Here is a 16,625-nt window from a genome sequence, read left to right as displayed (position 1 = left end):
ATGACAACCCGCGCCGCGTCCCGCCCCGTGGGTACGGTGACGCGCGGGACGACCAACCCCAACCGCCTGCGTCGCATGGACCGCTGGATCGCGGCCGTCCACGGCGCCGAACTGCGCAGGTCCGCCGACCCGGTGGCCGTCGACCTCGGATACGGCGCGGCGCCCTGGACGGCAGTCGAGCTCCTGACCCGTCTGCGCACCACGGCACCGCGCACCCGCGTGGTGGGCGTGGAGATCGAACCGGCCCGCGTCGCGGCCGCCCGTCCGTACGAGCGCGAGGGCCTCACCTTCCGGCACGGCGGCTTCGAGGTGCCCGTGCCCGGCAGCCCGGCCCTCATCCGCGCGGCCAACGTGCTGCGCCAGTACGACGAGGAGCAGGTCGCCGAGGTCTGGCGGCGCCTGTGCGCCCGCCTCGCGCCGCCCGGACCCGCCGGCCGGGGCGGCCTGCTCGTCGAGGGCACCTGCGACGAGATCGGCCGCCGGCACGTCTGGGTCGCCCTCGGCCCGGAAGGCCCCCGCACCGTCACCTTCGCCTGCCGGCTCGGCTCCCTGGACCGGCCGTCCGACCTGGCCGAGCGCCTGCCGAAGGCCCTGATCCACCGCAATGTCCCGGGCGAGCCCGTCCACTCCTTCCTGCGCGACTTCGACCGCGCCTGGGCGGCCGCCGCACCCTACGCCTCGTACGGCGCGCGGCAGCGCTGGATACGCACGGTCCGCGACCTGAAGGCCGACTGGCCGGTGACCGACGGCGTGACGCGCTGGCGGCAGGGCGAAGTCACCGTGCGCTGGGAGGCGTTGGCGCCGGGCACGGCCCAGGTGTCTTTCCGCGCCCGGTTCTGACACCGGGACACCTCGGCCCCGGAGCCCTGCCCGACGGCCGCCAGGGGTCATGACCTGCCGCGCTCCGGCATCACGGCGCGAGCGGAACGAATTCGGTGACTGATTCGTCACACCGGCGGGGAGATCGTCTTGCGGAAGCGGCTGCGGGGGAAGGGAGTTCTTGCCCGCCTCTGTCGCATTGCGCTCCGACATGGCACGATCCCCGATGCATCCGTAAGTTACTGACGGTAAATCAGTTTGGGGGCGGGTACATGGGATCCGGCAAGCGGAGCCTGACCACGGCGGCCATGGCCCTGGCCTGCGCATGTGCCTGCGCGGTGCTGGCAACACCGGGCGTGGCGTACGCGAGTCCGACACCGACACCGACCCGGACACCCACCGCGACCCCCACGCCCGCGGCCGACAAGGACCTCGAAGCGGTCCGCGCGAAGCTGGACAAGCTCTACCACGACGCGGCGCTCGCCACGGATGCCTACAACGCGGCCGAGGAGAAGGCGAAGAAGCAGTCCGCCGAACTCGTCGACCTGGCCCGGGAGATCGTCAAGGGCCAGGCGAAACTGGACGAACTGAAGGACCGGGCGGGCGCCGCGGCGCGGGCGCAGTACCGCGGCGGAGGGCTGCCCCCCGAGGCACGACTGTGGCTGAGCGACGACCCGCAGGAGTTCCTGGACGGCGCGGGACGCGTGCGGCAGGGCCAGCACGCGACCAAGGGGCTGCTGGGCGAGCTGACGCGCACCCAGCAGGACTTGGAGCAGTACGCGAAGGACGCCTCCGCGCAGTGGCAGAAGCTGGAGGCCAACCGCAAGGCCAAGGCCGCGGCCAAGAAGAAGATCAAGCAGCGCATCTCCGACGCCGAGAAGCTGGAGTCCCAGCTGGAGAAGGAGGAGAAGGAGCGGCTGGCGAAGCTGGAGGAAGAGGCCGCCTACCAGGCGCAGACGGCCTGGCTGAGCTCCGGCGTCCTCGCCGAGATCAACAGCGAGGCGTCCGCGCAGGGCAAGAAGGCCGTGAAGTACGCGACCGGCCAGATCGGCAAGCCCTACGAGTGGGGCGCCGAGGGCCCGAAGTCCTACGACTGCTCGGGGCTCACCTCCCAGGCCTGGGCGTCCGCCGGGCACCCCATCCCACGCACCTCGCAGGAGCAGTGGAAGCAGCTGCACCGCGTCGACATCAAGGACATGCGCCCCGGCGACCTGATCATCTACTTCGACGACGCGAGCCACGTCGGGATGTACATAGGAGACGGCGCGATCGTGCACGCCCCCCGGCCCGGCCGGACGGTGACGATCACCGGAGCGGGTTCGATGCCGATCCTCGGGGTGGTCCGGCCCGACGCGTGACCCGGACACCCCACCCCGGGGAGCCGCGTGACCTGTCCCACGTGACCCACCGCACGGTTGCCCTCGGGAGTCAACCCCGGGGACGTGACCTTCGTCATCCCCGGTGAGGCCGCGTCCTGTCCAAATGCGTTACGGGATGCGGCATATGACGCTGGCTGTTTGCCCGACGCCGTGCCGTACGCCATTCCGCTGCGGCACCGGCTGACGCTATGGTCCCCGTCGGTGGGTCGAGGTCCCTTGCCCCACCACGCCCTCGGGGGGAGGGAAGGAACCCACACGATGCCCGTACCCGTACCGCGGCAGAGAGCGATCCCGGCCGTGGAGAGTGGTCAGGCTCAAGCCGTGTTCTCACCCGGCGGCCCATCCGGACATGCGACCGGCGGCCCCTCCGGGTCAGTCCCGGCGCCTCGCGCCACCGCTCCGGTCGACAGCACCACCAATCTGACCCTGCTGGTCATCGAGGACGACCCGGCCGGTTCCCTCAGCGTGCCCGAAATGCTCGACGCGGCCGGCAAGCCGATCCGCGTCCGTACCGCCCGCAACCTCACCGAGGCCGAGCGGCTGCTCACCGACGACGTCCACTGCATCCTGCTCGACCTCGCGCTGCCCGCGCCGGGCCGGGCGGCGGGGGGCGACGACGAGCTGACCGTGCTCAAGCACGTCCTTCAGCTCGCCCCCCGGCATGCCGTCCTCGCGCTCACCGCGTCCGGCGACGCCGAGCGCGGCGCCGAGGCGGTGCGGGTGGGTGCCCAGGACTACCTCCTGCGCGAGGAACTCGACGGGCGGCTGCTGAGCCGCGCCATCCGGTACGCGGTGGAGCGCAAGCGTTCCGAGCGTGCCGAGCGCCGGCTCACCGAGTCCAAGCTCCGCGCCCAGGAGAACGCGCGCCTGGAGCGCGGCCTGCTGCCGACCCCGCTGCTGGACGGCTCCCCGCTGCGTTTCGCCGCGCGCTACCGTCCGGGCCGCTCCCGCGCCCTTCTCGGCGGCGACTTCTACGACACCGTGCGCACCGCCGACGGCACCGTGCACGCGATGATCGGCGACGTCTGCGGGCACGGGCCCGACGAGGCGGCGCTCGGCGTGGAGCTGCGCATCGCCTGGCGCGCCCTGACCTTCGCGGGCCTGTGCGGCGACGAGCTCCTCTCGACGCTGCAGCAGGTCCTGGAGCACGAGCGCGAGAGCGACGAGATCTTCGCGACGCTCTGCACCGTGGACATCGCTCCGGACGGCCGCCGCGCCGGGCTCTGCCTGGCCGGTCACCCGTCCCCGCTGATCGCCCGCCCCGGCCGCCAGGCCGAGTTGCTGCCGTACGAGAACAACGGCCCCGCGCTCGGCCTGCTCCCGCACGCGCGCTGGCCGCGCATGCAGGTGGAGCTGGGCGCCGCGTGGAGCCTGATGCTGTACACCGACGGCCTGATCGAGGGCCACATCGGTGAGGGCAAGGACCGGCTCGGCCAGGACGGCATGGTGGACATGGTCCGCCGTCAGCTGGCCCAGGGGCTCCAGGGAGAGGAACTGCTGCGCGCCGCGGTGAGCGAGGTGCGCGAACTCAACGGCGGTGAGCTGACGGACGACGTGGCGGTGCTGCTGCTGGACAGGACGCCCTGAGGCCCGCCTGTCGGATCGTGCCCGGGCCACCGGGTCCGCGGCACGCACACCTGTGGCGTGCGGGGGCGCGGGGATACGGCTGCGGCCGGGTCACCGGCCGCCGCTCATCCGGTCGGCAGCGTCACCGGCCGCCGTTGTACGGGCCGTAGGGCCCGTCGCTGCTGCTTCCGCCGCGGCGGCCGCCGCCGGATACCTGACGGAGGGCGGGGCGGACGTCCACGAAGAAGACGATGGTGGCGATCAGACCCGCGATCTGCAGGAACAGCATCGGCACCAGAAGGTTCACGGCGACCGTGACGCCGAGGATGATCAGCCAGAACATCTTGTTCTGCTTGTCGGCGGCGCGGTACGCGTCCTCGCGGGCGACCGCGGCCATCACCAGCGCCACCACGGCGAGCACCAGCATGGCAGTGAAGATCAGCCACATGAAGCCGCCGAATGCCGTCATCAGCACTATGCCCACCGCCCGGGTCGAGTCGTCTCTACGGCCACCGTACCCGGAGAACGGGCCGGGAACTCCGGGAGTGCCCGGCCCGTGCCCACATCGCGACGTGCCGGCCCGAACGGGCCGGCACGTCGTGCGCTGCTGCCCGCCGGGCGGCGGGTTCCGTCTACTTCGCGGGCGGGGTGGTCTTCTTCGCCGTGGCCTTGCGGGCCGCCGGGGCCTTCTTCGCCGCGGGCTTCTTGGCCGGGGCGGGCTCGGCCACGGCCGTGACGGGCCGGCCCTCGTCCTTGACCTCGACCGGCTCGGCCTTCGGCTCGACGGCCACCGCGAGGTCCTCGATCTCGTCGGCGACCTCACCGCGCCAGGTCCTCACGGTCTGCTCGCCGCGCTCGGCGACCTTCTCGTAGGTCTCCCGGGCCTTGACGGCGTACTCGGCGGCGACGCCGACACCGCGCAGGGCGAGGTCCTGGGCGGACTCACCGAGCTTCTTCAGGTCGGTGTCGAGGGTGCTGATGAACTCCGTGACCCGGGTCTGGATCGTCTCCTGCGCCTCCTTGGCGCGGGCGGCGGCCTTCTCCTGGACGGCGTTCGGATCGATGTTGCGGACGGTCTCGATGCGTGCCGGGGCCTCGGCACGGATCTGCTCCACGATGCCGGGGACCTTCCGGGCCTGCTCCACGGCCAGGTCGGCGGTGCCGGCGAGGAAGTAGAGCGGGGTCGGGTCGGTGGCGGCCTTGCGGATGTCGTCGGTGATGGCCATGGCGATGGTCCTCCCGTGTGGCGTTCGGCTGAGGGTTTTGGTGGTCCGCGGCAAGACCGGCCTGCGTACGGTCGTTCCGGCGGTGCTCGTCCTGCTCATCTGCGGATCAACTGGCGGTCTGCTGCGGATCGGCACCGCTGCCGTCGGCCGTGCGGGGGCCGCGGGCTGCGCTGTCCGGTCTGTCCTGGGCTGCGGGTATGCCGGTGCCGTCGTGCAGATCGGCATCGGGCACCTCGGGGCTCCGCGCGTCCTCGTCCGGCCGGGCGATCTCGAATCCGTTCTCCTTGCGGAAGGACTCGTAGATCTGGAGCAGCACCTGCTTCTGCCGCTCGTTCAGCGTGGGATCGGCGAGGATGACGGCGCGCGTCTCCACCTCGTCCCGGTCGCGCTCGGCGTCGAGGATGCCGGCCCGCACGTAGAGCGTCTCGGCGGAGATCCGCAGGGCCTTGGCGACCTGCTGCAACACCTCCGCGCTGGGCTTGCGCAGCCCGCGCTCGATCTGGCTCAGGTACGGATTGGACACTCCGGCGGCGTCGGCGAGCTGCCGCAGCGACAGCTGCGCGTTGCGCCGCTGTTCCCGCAGATACTCACCAAGATTGCCGACGTTGAGCGATGCCATGTCTCCACTTTGCCGCACTCCCGCTAACAATTGCAAGCACCCGCTTGCAAAAGTGCGCCACGCCACGCGGCGACCGCCTCGTCACACAGCGATACGGGTGTGAGGCCGTACGGCTGAGCAGACAGGCGGCCGGCGGCCGGGCAACCATGCGGCCGGGCCGGGCGCGAAGCGATCACCGGCATCGTCGGCTCGCGCCCGAGCCCCCTCCTGCCCGTACCCGGCGGGCCGACGCATCCCCGGCTCCCGGGACCTTCCGCCGTACCGGCGGGCGGATCCCAGGTTCCTGCTCCCGCGCCGGTCCGGCCCGGCCCGGCTGACGGAACCCCGCTTCCGGCTCCGGGTCACCCCTGTCGGCCCCCGACGCCTCCACGAGGACCTCCCCGGCCACCGTCCGCGCGTACAGCACCGACCGCCCGGCCCGTCGGCGCTCCACCAGCCCCGCGTTCCGCAGCACCCGCAGATGCCGTCCCACCGACCCCAGCGCCTGCCCTGTCACGGCGACCAGCTGGGTCGTGCTCATGGGGGTGCCGAGCAGCACCAGCAGTCCGGCGCGCGCGGATCCGATGAGCGCCCCGAGCCCGGCCGGCACGGGCCGCCGGTCGTGGTCCTCGGCGAGCACGCCGAGGCACGGGTAGACGACGGCGTAGCGCTCGCGCCCCTCCCACGACACCCACCCGGTCCTCGGGGTCACCGGCATGAACAGCAGCTCGGCCCCGGCGGCGATCTCCCGCGGCGGATACGCGTTCACATTGACCTGGAACCGGCTCTCCCCGAGCCAGCGGGTCCCCGGCCGGAGCGAGTTCAGCACGGCGGCCCATCCGCCCCGGCTCACGCGTGCGGTCCGCGCGACCACGTCGGCCTCCAGCACCCGCCGCCGACGCTCCCAGTACGGCCGCACGGTCTCCGTCCAGACGTACGTCAGGAGCGCCGCCGCGCGTTCGGGCAGGTCGTCCCGCTCCAGGTCGGCGGGGAGCGGTCCCCGGAGGGACACGCGGAGGTCGGCCCGCGCGTCCCCGGCCCCGGCCGCCCGCACCCGGGTCACGGTCTCCTCGAAGCTCTCCCCCTCGCACGAGGTGGGGCAGAAGAAGTCGGCGATCCAGGAGGTGCCGAGCGCCGCCCGCACGAGCGGCGCGGCCACCGGGTCGGCCGCGAGGCGCGCGCGGTAGCCGGGCAGATGCGCGCGCAGCCAGGCCGCCTCGCCCGGATGGGCACCCGTCTCCGCGTGCAGCAGCTTCAGGCTCGCGAAGGTCTCGGCGAACGGCGAGAGCACGAACCGGCTGCCGGCGAGGGTGTCGGTGTCGATCTGCCACAGGCCCATGCCCACAACCTTTCGCATCTCGGCGAAACAGTGAACAAGGCCCCGGGCCGCTCCGAGACTCTGTCGCATGCGCAGCTACCGAACCCTGTTCCGCGTACCGGAGTTCAGACCGTTCCTGCTCTCCTTCACCGCTTTCGCCGCGGCCCAGACGGTCGGCGCGCTGGCCCTCGGCACGCTGGTCTTCCGGGCCACCGGCTCCCCGCTCCTGTCGGCGGTGAGCATGTTCGGCCCGCAGCTGGCGCAGCTCGTGGGGGGCACGCTCCTGCTCTCGGGCGCCGACCGCCTGCCCCCGCGCGCGATCCTGTCCGGCCTCGCCCTCGCCTTCGCGGCCGGCACGGCGGTGCTGGCGCTGCCCGGCCTGTCGGTCGGGGCGGTCTTCGCCGTCGTACTCCTGCAGGGCCTGGTCGCGTCGCTGGGCGGCGGTGTCCGCGGAGGACTGCTGAACGAGATCCTGCCCAAGGACGGCTTCGTCCTGGGCCGTTCGGTCTTCAACATGCTCTGGGGCCTGACGCAGGTGGCCGGTTTCGCGACGGGCGGCGCACTGCTGGCGCTCCTGTCCCCACGGACCTGTCTGCTCCTCGCGGCGGCGCTGTATCTGGCGTCGGCCGTCGTCACCCGCCTGGGCCTCACCGCCCGCCCGCCGCGGGTCTCCGGCCGCCCGTCCCTGTCGGCGACCTGGCGCACCAACGCCCTCCTGTGGTCCGCGCGCCCCCGCCGTCTCACGTACCTGGGCCTGTGGGTCCCCAACGGCCTGGTGGTCGGCAGCGATTCGCTCTACGTCTCCTACGCGCCCTCGGCCGCCGGCACGCTGTACGCGTGCGGGGCGCTGGGCATGTTCGTGGGCGACATGGCGGTGGGCCGCCTGGTCCCGTCCGCGGTGCGCCCCCGGCTCGCGACCCCGCTGCGCCTGCTGCTCGCGGCCCCCTACCTCTTCTTCGTCCTGCGGCCGGGAGTGGCGCTGTCGGCCGTGGCCTGCACCGTCGCCTCCGTCGGCTTCGCCGCGAGCCTGGTCCTGCAGGAACGCCTGATGTCCCTCACCCCCGACGACCTCGCGGGCCAGGCTCTCGGCCTGCACGCCACCGGCATGGCCGCCCTCCAGGGCGTCGGCGCCGTCCTCGCGGGCACGCTGGCCCAACTGACCTCTCCGGCCACGGCGATGACGCTGATGGCGGCCGGATCGGTCACCGTGACCCTGACCCTCGCGGCACTGGGCCGGCACGAGGAACGACAGCCGGCCGTCCCCGGTACCCGTCGGGGCATCCCGTCGGAGCCGGCCGCCACGGACTAGGGGGTTTCGGGGTGACCACGGGGCAGGGCGCGCCCGGTCCGCAGGAGTGAGGGCGGCGGCACCACATGGCACCACATGGCACTGAGTGGCACCACTGGCGTCGGGCGGCACAGCATGACATCGGGTGGCACCACGCGGTGTCGCTCGACGCCATCCGGTGCCGTCCGGCGCCACCTGGCACCATTCGATGCCCCACGAGACTCGCGAGCACGCCTGACACCAGAATGAATCAGGCCGCCTTCTTCACGTTTTCGCAGGTCAAAAGCTCACCCTCCCCACCCACTCCAAAAAGGTGGCACTACGGACTTGCATATGGCACCACCATGGCGCCATGATGGCGTCATGGACCTCACCCCGTATGTCGACACCCTCCGCCGCGAACTAGCGGTGGCCGCCGAAGCCGGCGGGGACGAAGCCCGCGAGCTGGCCGAGCGGCTCACGGCTCCCCTGGAGTCGGCGACCCGGCTGACGCTGCTCAATGTGCTCTCCGCCGCGATGGACGAGATCACCCGCGAGCTCGCCCCCGGCTCGGTCGACGTACGACTGCGCGGGCTGGACCCCGACTTCGTGGTGACACCGCCGCCCACCGACGGTCCCGCCCCCATGGAGTCCGCCGCACCCTTCGAACCGCTCAGGGCCCCGGCTCCCGCCGAGGGCGACGAGGGCGCCACCGCCCGCGTCAATCTGCGCCTGCCGGCCCATCTCAAGGCACGCGCCGAGGAGGCCGCGGGCCGCGAGGGCCTGTCGGTCAACGCCTGGCTGGTGCGGGCCGTGTCGGCCGCGGTCGACAGCGGCGCCCGGCCGCGTACGCCGGAGAAGACCCAGACCGTCGGCCAGAGCTTCACGGGCTGGGTGCGCTAACCGCACCGCCGCCCGCACCACCTCACCCACACCACGTCCCACCAGCGGGGACGGCCTGAAGACCCAAGAGGACGGGACAGCCATGCCTTCTTTCGACACTCCCGAAGCGATCTCGGCCACGGCGCACGTGGAGGCCGGTTCCATCCAGTTCACCGCGGGCGACCGCCTCGACACGGTCGTCGAGGTACGGCCCCGCGACCCGAAGAAGGACCTGGACGTGCGGGCGGCCGACCAGACCGAGGTCACGTACGTGAGCGGCGCTCTGACCGTCAGGACACCCAAGTCCAACCTGTTCGGCCGCACCGGCACCGTCGACATCACGGTCGAACTGCCCACGGGCTCGCGCATCGACATGACCGGCGCCTGGGCCCAGGTGCTGGGCGAGGGCCGGCTCGGCGAGGTCCGTGTGAAGACCTCGTCGGGCGACGTCCGGCTCGACACCACCGGCCCGCTGCACCTGAAGGCGTCGCACGGATCGATCACCGTGGACCGCGTCGAGGGCACGGCCGAGATCACCACCAGCTCCGGCAGCCTGCGCGTCGGCCTCGTCGACGGTCCCGCCGTCCTGAAGAACTCCCACGGCACCACGACCGTCGGCGCCGCGACCGGCGAGCTGCGGGTGAGCGGCGCCAACGGCGACATCGAGATCCGGCGCGCCGAGAACTCGGTCACCGCCACCACCGCGCACGGCACCCTGCGGGTGGGCGAAGTGGCGCGCGGCACGGTCCAGTTGGAGACCAACTACGGCGCCATCGAGGTCGGCGTCCGCGAGGGCACGGCCGCCTGGCTCGACGTCAGCTCGGGCTCCGGCCAGGTCCGCAACGCGCTCACCGCGTCCGACACCCCGGAGCAGACCGAGGACACGGTCGAGGTCCGCGCCCGCACCCGGCACGGCAACATCGACGTCCGCCGCGCCAAGGCCTGAGCACCGCCTCGCCGACCGGCCCTGAGTGCCGCGCCGTCGACCGACCCACTCTCCGCCCACTTCAGCCTTCGATCGGAGGGCTCCATGCCTTCTTCTGTCATGCCCACGCCCAGGCAGGACGACGGTCCGCAGTCGCCCGCCGCCCTCTCCGCCATCGGTCTGCGCAAGTCGTACGGCGACAAGACCGTCCTCGACGGCATCGATCTGCGCGTCCCCGCCGGGTCCGTGTTCGCGCTGCTCGGGCCGAACGGGGCCGGCAAGACGACCACCGTGCAGATCCTGTCCACGCTCATCACCGCCGACGGCGGCCAGGCCCAGGTCGCGGGACACGACGTCGCCACGTCACCGGACGGAGTGCGCGCCGCGATCGGTGTCACCGGCCAGTTCTCCGCCGTCGACGGGCTGATCACCGGCGAGGAGAACATGCTCCTCATGGCCGACCTGCACCACCTGTCCAAGCAGGAGGGACGACGGGTCACCGCCGAACTGCTGGAGCTCTTCGACCTCACCGACGCGGCGAAGAAGCCCGCCTCCACCTACTCCGGCGGCATGAAGCGCCGCCTCGACATCGCCATGACTCTGGTCGGCAGCCCGCGGATCATCTTCCTCGACGAGCCCACCACCGGCCTCGACCCCCGCTCACGCCACACCATGTGGCAGATCATCCGCGAGCTGGTCACCGACGGCGTCACCGTCTTCCTCACCACCCAGTACCTGGACGAGGCCGACGAACTCGCCGACGGGATCGCCGTGCTCAACGACGGCAGGATCGTCGCCCAGGGCACCGCCGAGGAACTGAAACGCCTGATCCCCGGAGGCCATGTCCGCCTCCGCTTCTCCGATCCGGCCGCGTACCGGAGCGCCGCCGCCGCGCTGCCCGAGATCACCGGGGACGACGAGGCACTGACGCTCCAGATCCCCAGCGACGGCACCCAGCGGGCGCTGCGCACCCTGCTCGACCGGCTGGACGCGGCGGGTGTCGAGGCCGACGAGCTGACCGTGCACACCCCCGACCTCGACGACGTCTTCTTCGCCCTGACCGGCGGCACCGGCCGGACCGACAAGAAAGGCATGGCTGTCCGATGAGCTCCCTGTCCCTCGCCGTGCGCGACTCGACCACGATGCTGCGCCGCAATCTGCTGCACGTACGGCGCTACCCGTCCCTCACCCTGAACCTGCTGCTCACGCCGGTCATGCTGCTGCTGCTCTTCGTCTACGTCTTCGGCGACGTGATGAGCGCGGGCATCGGCGGCGGCGGTGCCGACCGCTCCGCGTACATCGCCTACCTCGTACCCGGCGTCCTGCTGATGACCGTCGGCGGCACCACGGTCGGCAGCGCGGTGTCCGTCTCCATGGACATGTCCGAGGGCATCATCGCCCGCTTCCGCACGATGGCGATCCACCGCGGCTCCGTGCTCGTCGGGCACGTCGTCGGCAGTGTGCTGCAGTGTGTGACGAGCGTGCTCCTCGTCGGGGCCGTCGCGGTGGCCATGGGGTTCCGGGCCACGGACGCCACCGCTGTGGAGTGGATCGCGGCGTTCGGGCTGCTCGTACTGTTCTCCCTGGCGCTCACCTGGATCGCGGTCGGGATGGGCATGGTCAGCCCGAACGCCGAGGCGGCCAGCAACAACGCGCTGCCGCTGATCTTCCTCCCGCTCATCTCCAGCGCCTTCGTCCCGGTCGACGCCATGCCGGGCTGGTTCCAGCCGATCGCCGAGTACCAGCCCTTCACCCCCGCCATCGAGACCCTGCGCGGGCTGCTGCTCGGCACCGGGATCGGGCACGACGGATGGCTCGCGGTCGGCTGGTGCCTGGCTCTGTGCGCACTCGGCTCCTTCTGGTCGAAGTCGGTCTTCGACCGCGACCCGAAGTAGCCGCGGCGACGGCGCGGCCAGCCTGTCGCGGCCCGCACCGCCCAAGGGCGGCGTACTCCGACTCCGCGTCGGCGTGCGCCGCCCCGTCCCTCTGTTCCGGCTCCGCGTCGGCGCCCCCTCGGCCTGCTCAGCCGGTGGCGGCGCCGAACCACTTCGGCAGACGGTCGAGCAGATCCCGCTGGTCCTCACCGACCCACGCCACGTGACCGTCCGGCCGGAGCAGCACCGCGGGCACGTCCAACTCCTCGCCGGCGTCGACGACATGGTCGACCCGGTCCGCCCAGCCCGTGACCGAGAGCCGTCCGGTCCGATCGAGCAGCAGTCCCCGGCCGCCGTGCATCAGCTCGTAGAGACGCCCCTGCTTCAGCTTCACGTCCCGCAGCCGCCGGCCGAGCAGTTCGTGGCCCTCGCCGAAGTCGTAGCGGACCCCGACCGCGGTGATCAGTCCGGTCACGTACGCGTTCACCTCCTCGAAGTCCATCAGCTTCGAGAACAGCTCCCGCAGGGCGGTCGCGCCCGGATCGGTCCCCAGCAGGGTGATCTGCGCGCGGGTGTTGTCCAGCACGGCGGCGCCCACCGGATGGCGTTCGGCGTGATAGCTGTCCAGCAGCCCCTCCGGCGCCCAGCCGGCCACCTCGGCGGCCAGCTTCCAGCCGAGGTTGAACGCGTCCTGCACGCCGAGGTTGAGCCCCTGCCCGCCGGTCGGCGGGTGGATGTGCGCCGCGTCGCCTGCCAGCAGCACCCGCCCCACCCGGTACCGCTCGGCCTGCCGGGTGGCATCCCCGAACCGGGACAGCCAGCGCGGCGAGTGCACGCCGAAGTCGGTGCCCGCGACGGCCCGCATCTGCTGCTTGAACTCGTCGAAGGTCGGCGCGGTCGCCCGCTCCTCGGACACGTCGGCGGCGGGGACGACGACGCGGTACGTGCCGTCGTCGTTGGCGATGGTGCCGAACCGCAGCTGGGTCCTGCGGACCTCCGCGACGACGGCCTCGACCGTCGCCGGGTCCTCGGCCAGCTCCATGTCGCCCAGCAGCGTCTCGACCGTGGCGGGCACGCCGGGGAAACCTGCGCCGATCAGCTTGCGGACCACGCTGCGGCCGCCGTCGCAGCCGACGACGTAGCGCGAACGCAGCCGCGTGCCGTCCGCCAGCTCGACGGTCACCCCGTCCTCGTCCTGGCTCAGCCCGACCACCTCGCAGCCCCGCCGGATCTCGGTACCGAGTTCGAGGGCACGCTCGCGGAGCAGGCGCTCGGTGGCCGGCTGGAGGGTGGAGAGTCCGTACGGGTGCGCCGTGTCCAGCCGGTCCGGCCACGGCTTGACGATGCCGCCGAAGAGTCCGCCGACCTGGAACGTGTCGCTGACCGCGAGGAACCGGTCCAGCAGGCCGCGCTGATCCATCACCTCGACGCTGCGCGCGTGCAGACCGCGCCCGCGGGTCTCCTTGGTCGGCTCGGTCAGCTTCTCCAGCACCACCACGTTCACACCGTGCAGCCGCAACTCGCCGGCCAGCATCAGGCCGGTCGGTCCGCCGCCGACCACGATCACGTCCATCATCAGCACGCCCATTCAACGAGATTGCGTAGGTGCAGGTCCTGGCCTCGGCGGACGATTGTGCGGCACGGACCGGGCCTTGCCGCAAGGCCCCCTGTGCGCTATACGTTGAGAGTGGCGAGGAGCAGGGACTCCTTGCCTTTTGTCGTCTCCGGACCCTTCTGGTCCCAGGCGCGCACTCGTCTCCGGGGCCCGTCCTCGTCCCAGGAACCGTTCCCGCCCACGGGCCCGCTCGCGGCTCCCGGACCGTTCCCGCCTCCGGACCCGCCCCGTCCTCCGGGCCGCTCCCGGTGGGCGTCCGCCGCCGGGCCGCTACGCCGTCCACTCCTCCTTCAGGAGTCCGAACAGCACCTCGTCGTGCCAGGTGTCGCCCACGCGTACGGCGGCCCTGCGGCGGCCCTCCTCGACGAAACCGGCCGCGCGGAAGGCGCGGACGGCGCGCTCGTTGCCGCTCCAGGTCTCCAGGTCGACGCGGCGCAGGCGGCAGGCGCCGAAGAGGTGGCCCAGCAGCAGGCGCAGCGCCTCGGAGCCGTAGCCGCCGCCCCAGCGGTCCCGTTCGCCGATGGTGATGCCGACCGTGGCCCGGCCGGTGAACGGGTCGAGGTCGCGGTAGTCGGCCATGCCGATCGCACGGCCGTCGGCCCGGTCCTCCACGGTGAACGTGCTCTCGGAACGCGGGTCGTCGCGGAGCCGGACCTCGTGGAAGGACGCCAGGGCCTCCCGTGTGACGGGGCCGAACTGCGGATTGCCGCCGGTGGCCCAGTGCACGACCTCCGGGTCGTTCCGCCAGCGCACGTGTGCGTCCAGGTCCTCGGCGCTCAGCGCCCGCAGTCGCACCAACTTGCCTTCGATCATGGGGTGATCATATGGACCGGCGCCCGGGGCCCGGGGCAGTCCGCGAGGCCGGAGAACCGTCCCGGCCGACGTGCTCCGCAAGGAAGTCCTCCCACGTCCGTTTCCCGGTGTCCGCCCCGTCGAGCGTGAGGTTGTCGCCCGCCCGGTAGGCGCGGCCCGCCTTGCCGGGTATGCGGACCGGGATCGTCGGACGGCGCTTCCCGGACGCCTTCAGGTATCCGCGGGCCAGGTCGCCGAGGCCGTACACCTCGGGTCCCGCGAGGTCGGGCACCAGCCCGGACGGTCCGCCGAGGGCGAGTTCCGCGATGCGGGCCGCCACGTCACGCGCGTCGACCGGCTGGAGGCGCAGCCCGCCCGGCACCGGGAAAACGGGCGACTTCGCCATCGCCCGCACCGTCTTCAGGGTCAGTTCGTGGAACTGGGCCGCCCGCAGCGTCGTCCACGGCAGCCCCGACTCGGCCACCGCCCGTTCGGCGGCCAGCTTCGACCTGAGCCAGGCCAGCGGCACCCGGTCCGCGCCGATGACCGAGATGAGGACGACGTGCCGTACGTCCGCGGACCGCGCCGCCCGGACCAGGTTGCGGGTCGCGATGTCGTCGCCCTTGGGACCACCCGCGAGGTGCACCACGGTGCCGACCCCTTCCAGCGCCGTCCCGATGCCCTCGCCGTCGAGAAGGTCCACGGCCACGTGGTCGACGCCGTCGGCGTCCGCACCTCCCCCTCCGCCGGTGGGCCGGCCGTGCCGGCTGAGCACCCGCACCTCGCGCCCCGCCTCGCGCAGCAGCGGGACGACGAGCCGTCCGAGCGTGCCGGTACCGCCCGTGACCAGGATGATCGACGTGTCGAAAGCCATTGCCACTCCTTGTTCCATGAGGGCCGGGACGATCGAATTCCGGTGCCCTCAACGGGTTTTGGGTGTTCTACTTCGCTGACACGCCGCGCGAAGGGAATGTGACACGGTGGGCGAGAGCGCATGGCCGGCCGAGTGGTTCGAGGAGCACCGGACGCATCTGCGGGCCGTCGCGTACCGGATGCTCGGGTCGGTGACCGAGGCGGAGGACGCCGTCCAGGAGACCTGGTTGCGGGCCGACCGCGCCGGCACCGAGGGCGTGGGGAACCCGGCCGGCTGGCTGACCACGATCGTGACGCGGGTGTGCCTCAACACGCTCCGCACCCGTAAGGCGCGGCGCGAGGAGCCTCTCGACCTCCGGGCGGTCGACGCACCCGTCCCGCCCGAGGACGGCGGCGATCCCGAGGAGGAGGCCGCGCTCGCCGACTCGGTCGGCGTCGCGATGCTCGTGGTCCTGGACACGCTCTCCCCGGCCGAGCGGCTCGCCTTCGTGCTGCACGACATGTTCTCCGTGCCCTTCGACGAGATCGGCCCGATGCTGGAGAAGTCCCCCGCCGCGGTACGGCAGCTCGCCAGTCGCGCCCGGCGCCGGGTGAAAGGGGTCTCGCCCCTGCCGGACACCGATCTGACGCGCCGTCGGCGGGTCGTCGAGGCCTTCCTGGACGCCACCCGCGGCGGGAACTTCGACGCCCTGGTCGCCCTGCTCCACCCGGACGTGATCCTGCACGCCGACGCGTCCGTCATCCCCACGCCCGCACCGGTCGTCGTCAGCGGTGCCGTCCCCGTCGCCGAGGGCGCGATGGCCGCCACCGGCCGCGCCCGCTTCACCGGCGTCGCCCTCCTCGACGGCACGGTCGGCCTGGCGATGGCTCCCTTCGGCCGCCTCGCCCTGGTCCTCGCCTTCGACTTCGCGGACGACGGCCGCGTCACCGCGATCCGCGTCGTCGCCGACCCGGACCGGCTGCGCGAGGTCGAGGTCGCGGTTCCGCGGGACCCGGCGCGGCCGGCAGACCCCACGACACAGGGGAAGACCTCGTGACCCGGGAGGAGCTGACACGGGGAAATACCGTTCCCGGGAAAAGCAGGCCGGTCCGGCCGGAATGCCCCGGCGCGGAAATACGGCATTGCGCCGGCGCGGCACGTTCCTTTAATGTGCTCCCATGACTGCCGGGTCGGCCTTGTGCCGTGAGCGAGTTGGTTGCCCGGCCTCCGAGTGAGGCCGGGGCGGGGTAGAGCCCCGCCCTCCCCTTCTTTTCCGTGCGCCGTCCGCGTACGCCCTCCACCTGCGGCGACATCCCCGTACGACACCGTCGGGCCGCGTCCCCGCAGGGCGTCCCCGGACCGTCGTGTCTCCGTACGGCCTTCCGTACGTCCTCCACGCGCGCCCCCTGCGCAGGACTCCGTCCCCCTTCGGCGCGCGTCTTCACACGCATGTCCACCACCGCGTGCCCGAATGCGCCACGCGGCAATTCGACCTGCCCGAAAAAGGGAGA

The 16,625-nt window shown here is 72.4% G+C and carries 15 protein-coding genes and 1 pseudogene; 9 read left to right on the top strand and 7 right to left on the bottom strand.

What is annotated here, in order from left to right; all coding sequences use genetic code 11:
• The 3 genes from ACZ4IF_RS17750 (at position 1) to ACZ4IF_RS17740 (ending at position 3,785) form a co-directional block, all read left to right on the top strand.
• Positions 1-840 carry a class I SAM-dependent methyltransferase gene (locus ACZ4IF_RS17750; RefSeq protein ID WP_467563875.1) on the top strand — a complete coding sequence of 280 codons (840 nt, stop codon included), beginning with the start codon at positions 1-3 and terminating at the stop codon, positions 838-840.
• A 251-nt stretch (positions 841-1,091) separates the two neighbouring features.
• Positions 1,092-2,177 carry a C40 family peptidase gene (locus ACZ4IF_RS17745; protein ID WP_467563873.1) on the top strand — a complete coding sequence of 362 codons (1,086 nt, stop codon included), beginning with the start codon at positions 1,092-1,094 and terminating at the stop codon, positions 2,175-2,177.
• 279 nt (positions 2,178-2,456) lie between these two features.
• Positions 2,457-3,785, top strand: coding sequence for a PP2C family protein-serine/threonine phosphatase (locus tag ACZ4IF_RS17740; protein WP_467563871.1), 1,329 nt, complete (start codon positions 2,457-2,459; stop codon positions 3,783-3,785).
• A gap of 121 nt (positions 3,786-3,906) precedes the next feature.
• On the opposite strand, the gene ACZ4IF_RS17735 is transcribed toward ACZ4IF_RS17740, so the two are convergent.
• The 4 genes and pseudogenes from ACZ4IF_RS17735 to ACZ4IF_RS17720 all read right to left on the bottom strand — a co-directional run.
• Positions 3,907-4,233, bottom strand: a complete 327-nt coding sequence (locus ACZ4IF_RS17735) for a DUF2516 family protein (protein WP_373557557.1) — start codon at positions 4,231-4,233, stop codon at positions 3,907-3,909.
• Between the two features lie 163 nt (positions 4,234-4,396).
• On the bottom strand, positions 4,397-4,990 hold the full coding sequence (locus tag ACZ4IF_RS17730) for a hypothetical protein (protein WP_359488737.1): 594 nt from the start codon (positions 4,988-4,990) through the stop codon (positions 4,397-4,399).
• A 106-nt stretch (positions 4,991-5,096) separates the two neighbouring features.
• Positions 5,097-5,609 (bottom strand): helix-turn-helix domain-containing protein, encoded by a 513-nt coding sequence (locus ACZ4IF_RS17725; protein ID WP_467563868.1) that lies wholly within the window; start codon positions 5,607-5,609, stop codon positions 5,097-5,099.
• A gap of 346 nt (positions 5,610-5,955) precedes the next feature.
• Positions 5,956-6,927, bottom strand: a pseudogene (locus tag ACZ4IF_RS17720) (ArsR/SmtB family transcription factor); the annotation flags it as partial.
• Positions 6,928-6,994: 67 nt separating this feature from the next.
• Between ACZ4IF_RS17720 and ACZ4IF_RS17715 the strand changes: the two are divergent.
• The 5 genes from ACZ4IF_RS17715 to ACZ4IF_RS17695 all read left to right on the top strand — a co-directional run bounded on the left by ACZ4IF_RS17715 (position 6,995) and on the right by ACZ4IF_RS17695 (position 11,875).
• Positions 6,995-8,215 (top strand): MFS transporter, encoded by a 1,221-nt coding sequence (locus ACZ4IF_RS17715; protein ID WP_467563866.1) that lies wholly within the window; start codon positions 6,995-6,997, stop codon positions 8,213-8,215.
• A gap of 342 nt (positions 8,216-8,557) precedes the next feature.
• Positions 8,558-9,076, top strand: coding sequence for a hypothetical protein (locus ACZ4IF_RS17710; protein ID WP_467563864.1), 519 nt, complete (start codon positions 8,558-8,560; stop codon positions 9,074-9,076).
• An 82-nt stretch (positions 9,077-9,158) separates the two neighbouring features.
• Complete coding sequence (locus tag ACZ4IF_RS17705) at positions 9,159-10,001, top strand: DUF4097 family beta strand repeat-containing protein (protein ID WP_467563862.1); 843 nt, start codon at positions 9,159-9,161, stop codon at positions 9,999-10,001.
• Positions 10,002-10,100: 99 nt separating this feature from the next.
• Positions 10,101-11,087, top strand: coding sequence for an ATP-binding cassette domain-containing protein (locus tag ACZ4IF_RS17700; RefSeq protein WP_467563860.1), 987 nt, complete (start codon positions 10,101-10,103; stop codon positions 11,085-11,087).
• Positions 11,084-11,875 carry an ABC transporter permease gene (locus tag ACZ4IF_RS17695; protein WP_467563858.1) on the top strand — a complete coding sequence of 264 codons (792 nt, stop codon included), beginning with the start codon at positions 11,084-11,086 and terminating at the stop codon, positions 11,873-11,875. The genes ACZ4IF_RS17700 and ACZ4IF_RS17695 overlap by 4 nt, the downstream gene beginning before the upstream one ends.
• Before the next feature lie 127 nt (positions 11,876-12,002).
• Here ACZ4IF_RS17695 and rox read toward each other — a convergent pair whose 3' ends face one another.
• From rox to ACZ4IF_RS17680, 3 genes are all read right to left on the bottom strand, one after another.
• Entirely contained in the window at positions 12,003-13,430 is a 1,428-nt protein-coding gene (gene rox / locus ACZ4IF_RS17690; RefSeq protein ID WP_467564280.1) for a rifampin monooxygenase, read from the bottom strand.
• A gap of 309 nt (positions 13,431-13,739) precedes the next feature.
• The gene (locus ACZ4IF_RS17685; protein WP_467563856.1) at positions 13,740-14,282 is read right to left on the bottom strand and encodes a GNAT family N-acetyltransferase; all 543 of its coding nucleotides are present in this window, start codon (positions 14,280-14,282) and stop codon (positions 13,740-13,742) included.
• Positions 14,283-14,289: 7 nt separating this feature from the next.
• Entirely contained in the window at positions 14,290-15,135 is an 846-nt protein-coding gene (locus ACZ4IF_RS17680) for an SDR family oxidoreductase (protein ID WP_467563854.1), read from the bottom strand.
• 106 nt (positions 15,136-15,241) lie between these two features.
• Here ACZ4IF_RS17680 and ACZ4IF_RS17675 point away from each other — a divergent pair, with 106 nt between their 5' ends.
• Positions 15,242-16,171: a sigma-70 family RNA polymerase sigma factor gene (locus tag ACZ4IF_RS17675; RefSeq protein WP_467563852.1), complete on the top strand. Its 930-nt coding sequence runs from the start codon at positions 15,242-15,244 to the stop codon at positions 16,169-16,171.
• Positions 16,172-16,625 lie beyond the last annotated feature (454 nt).

It is taken from the genome of Streptomyces sp. NPDC025784 (assembly GCF_055558435.1).
Note: the sequence above shows the minus strand (reverse complement) of the source record. Positions and strands in the feature narration are given on the sequence as shown.

What these genes read in the sequence shown, in the direction of transcription:
- ACZ4IF_RS17715 (WP_467563866.1), top strand. Translation starts at nt 6,995, where the DNA reads ATGCGCAGCTACCGAACCCTGTTCCGCGTACCGGAGTTCAGACCGTTC.
- ACZ4IF_RS17710 (WP_467563864.1), top strand. Translation starts at nt 8,558, where the DNA reads ATGGACCTCACCCCGTATGTCGACACCCTCCGCCGCGAACTAGCGGTG.
- ACZ4IF_RS17685 (WP_467563856.1), bottom strand. Translation starts at nt 14,282, where the DNA reads ATGATCGAAGGCAAGTTGGTGCGACTGCGGGCGCTGAGCGCCGAGGAC.
- ACZ4IF_RS17705 (WP_467563862.1), top strand. Translation starts at nt 9,159, where the DNA reads ATGCCTTCTTTCGACACTCCCGAAGCGATCTCGGCCACGGCGCACGTG.
- ACZ4IF_RS17735 (WP_373557557.1), bottom strand. Translation starts at nt 4,233, where the DNA reads ATGACGGCATTCGGCGGCTTCATGTGGCTGATCTTCACTGCCATGCTG.
- ACZ4IF_RS17725 (WP_467563868.1), bottom strand. Translation starts at nt 5,609, where the DNA reads ATGGCATCGCTCAACGTCGGCAATCTTGGTGAGTATCTGCGGGAACAG.
- rox (WP_467564280.1), bottom strand. Translation starts at nt 13,430, where the DNA reads ATGATGGACGTGATCGTGGTCGGCGGCGGACCGACCGGCCTGATGCTG.
- ACZ4IF_RS17745 (WP_467563873.1), top strand. Translation starts at nt 1,092, where the DNA reads ATGGGATCCGGCAAGCGGAGCCTGACCACGGCGGCCATGGCCCTGGCC.
- ACZ4IF_RS17680 (WP_467563854.1), bottom strand. Translation starts at nt 15,135, where the DNA reads ATGGCTTTCGACACGTCGATCATCCTGGTCACGGGCGGTACCGGCACG.
- ACZ4IF_RS17695 (WP_467563858.1), top strand. Translation starts at nt 11,084, where the DNA reads ATGAGCTCCCTGTCCCTCGCCGTGCGCGACTCGACCACGATGCTGCGC.
- ACZ4IF_RS17750 (WP_467563875.1), top strand. Translation starts at nt 1, where the DNA reads ATGACAACCCGCGCCGCGTCCCGCCCCGTGGGTACGGTGACGCGCGGG.
- ACZ4IF_RS17740 (WP_467563871.1), top strand. Translation starts at nt 2,457, where the DNA reads ATGCCCGTACCCGTACCGCGGCAGAGAGCGATCCCGGCCGTGGAGAGT.
- ACZ4IF_RS17700 (WP_467563860.1), top strand. Translation starts at nt 10,101, where the DNA reads ATGCCCACGCCCAGGCAGGACGACGGTCCGCAGTCGCCCGCCGCCCTC.
- ACZ4IF_RS17730 (WP_359488737.1), bottom strand. Translation starts at nt 4,990, where the DNA reads ATGGCCATCACCGACGACATCCGCAAGGCCGCCACCGACCCGACCCCG.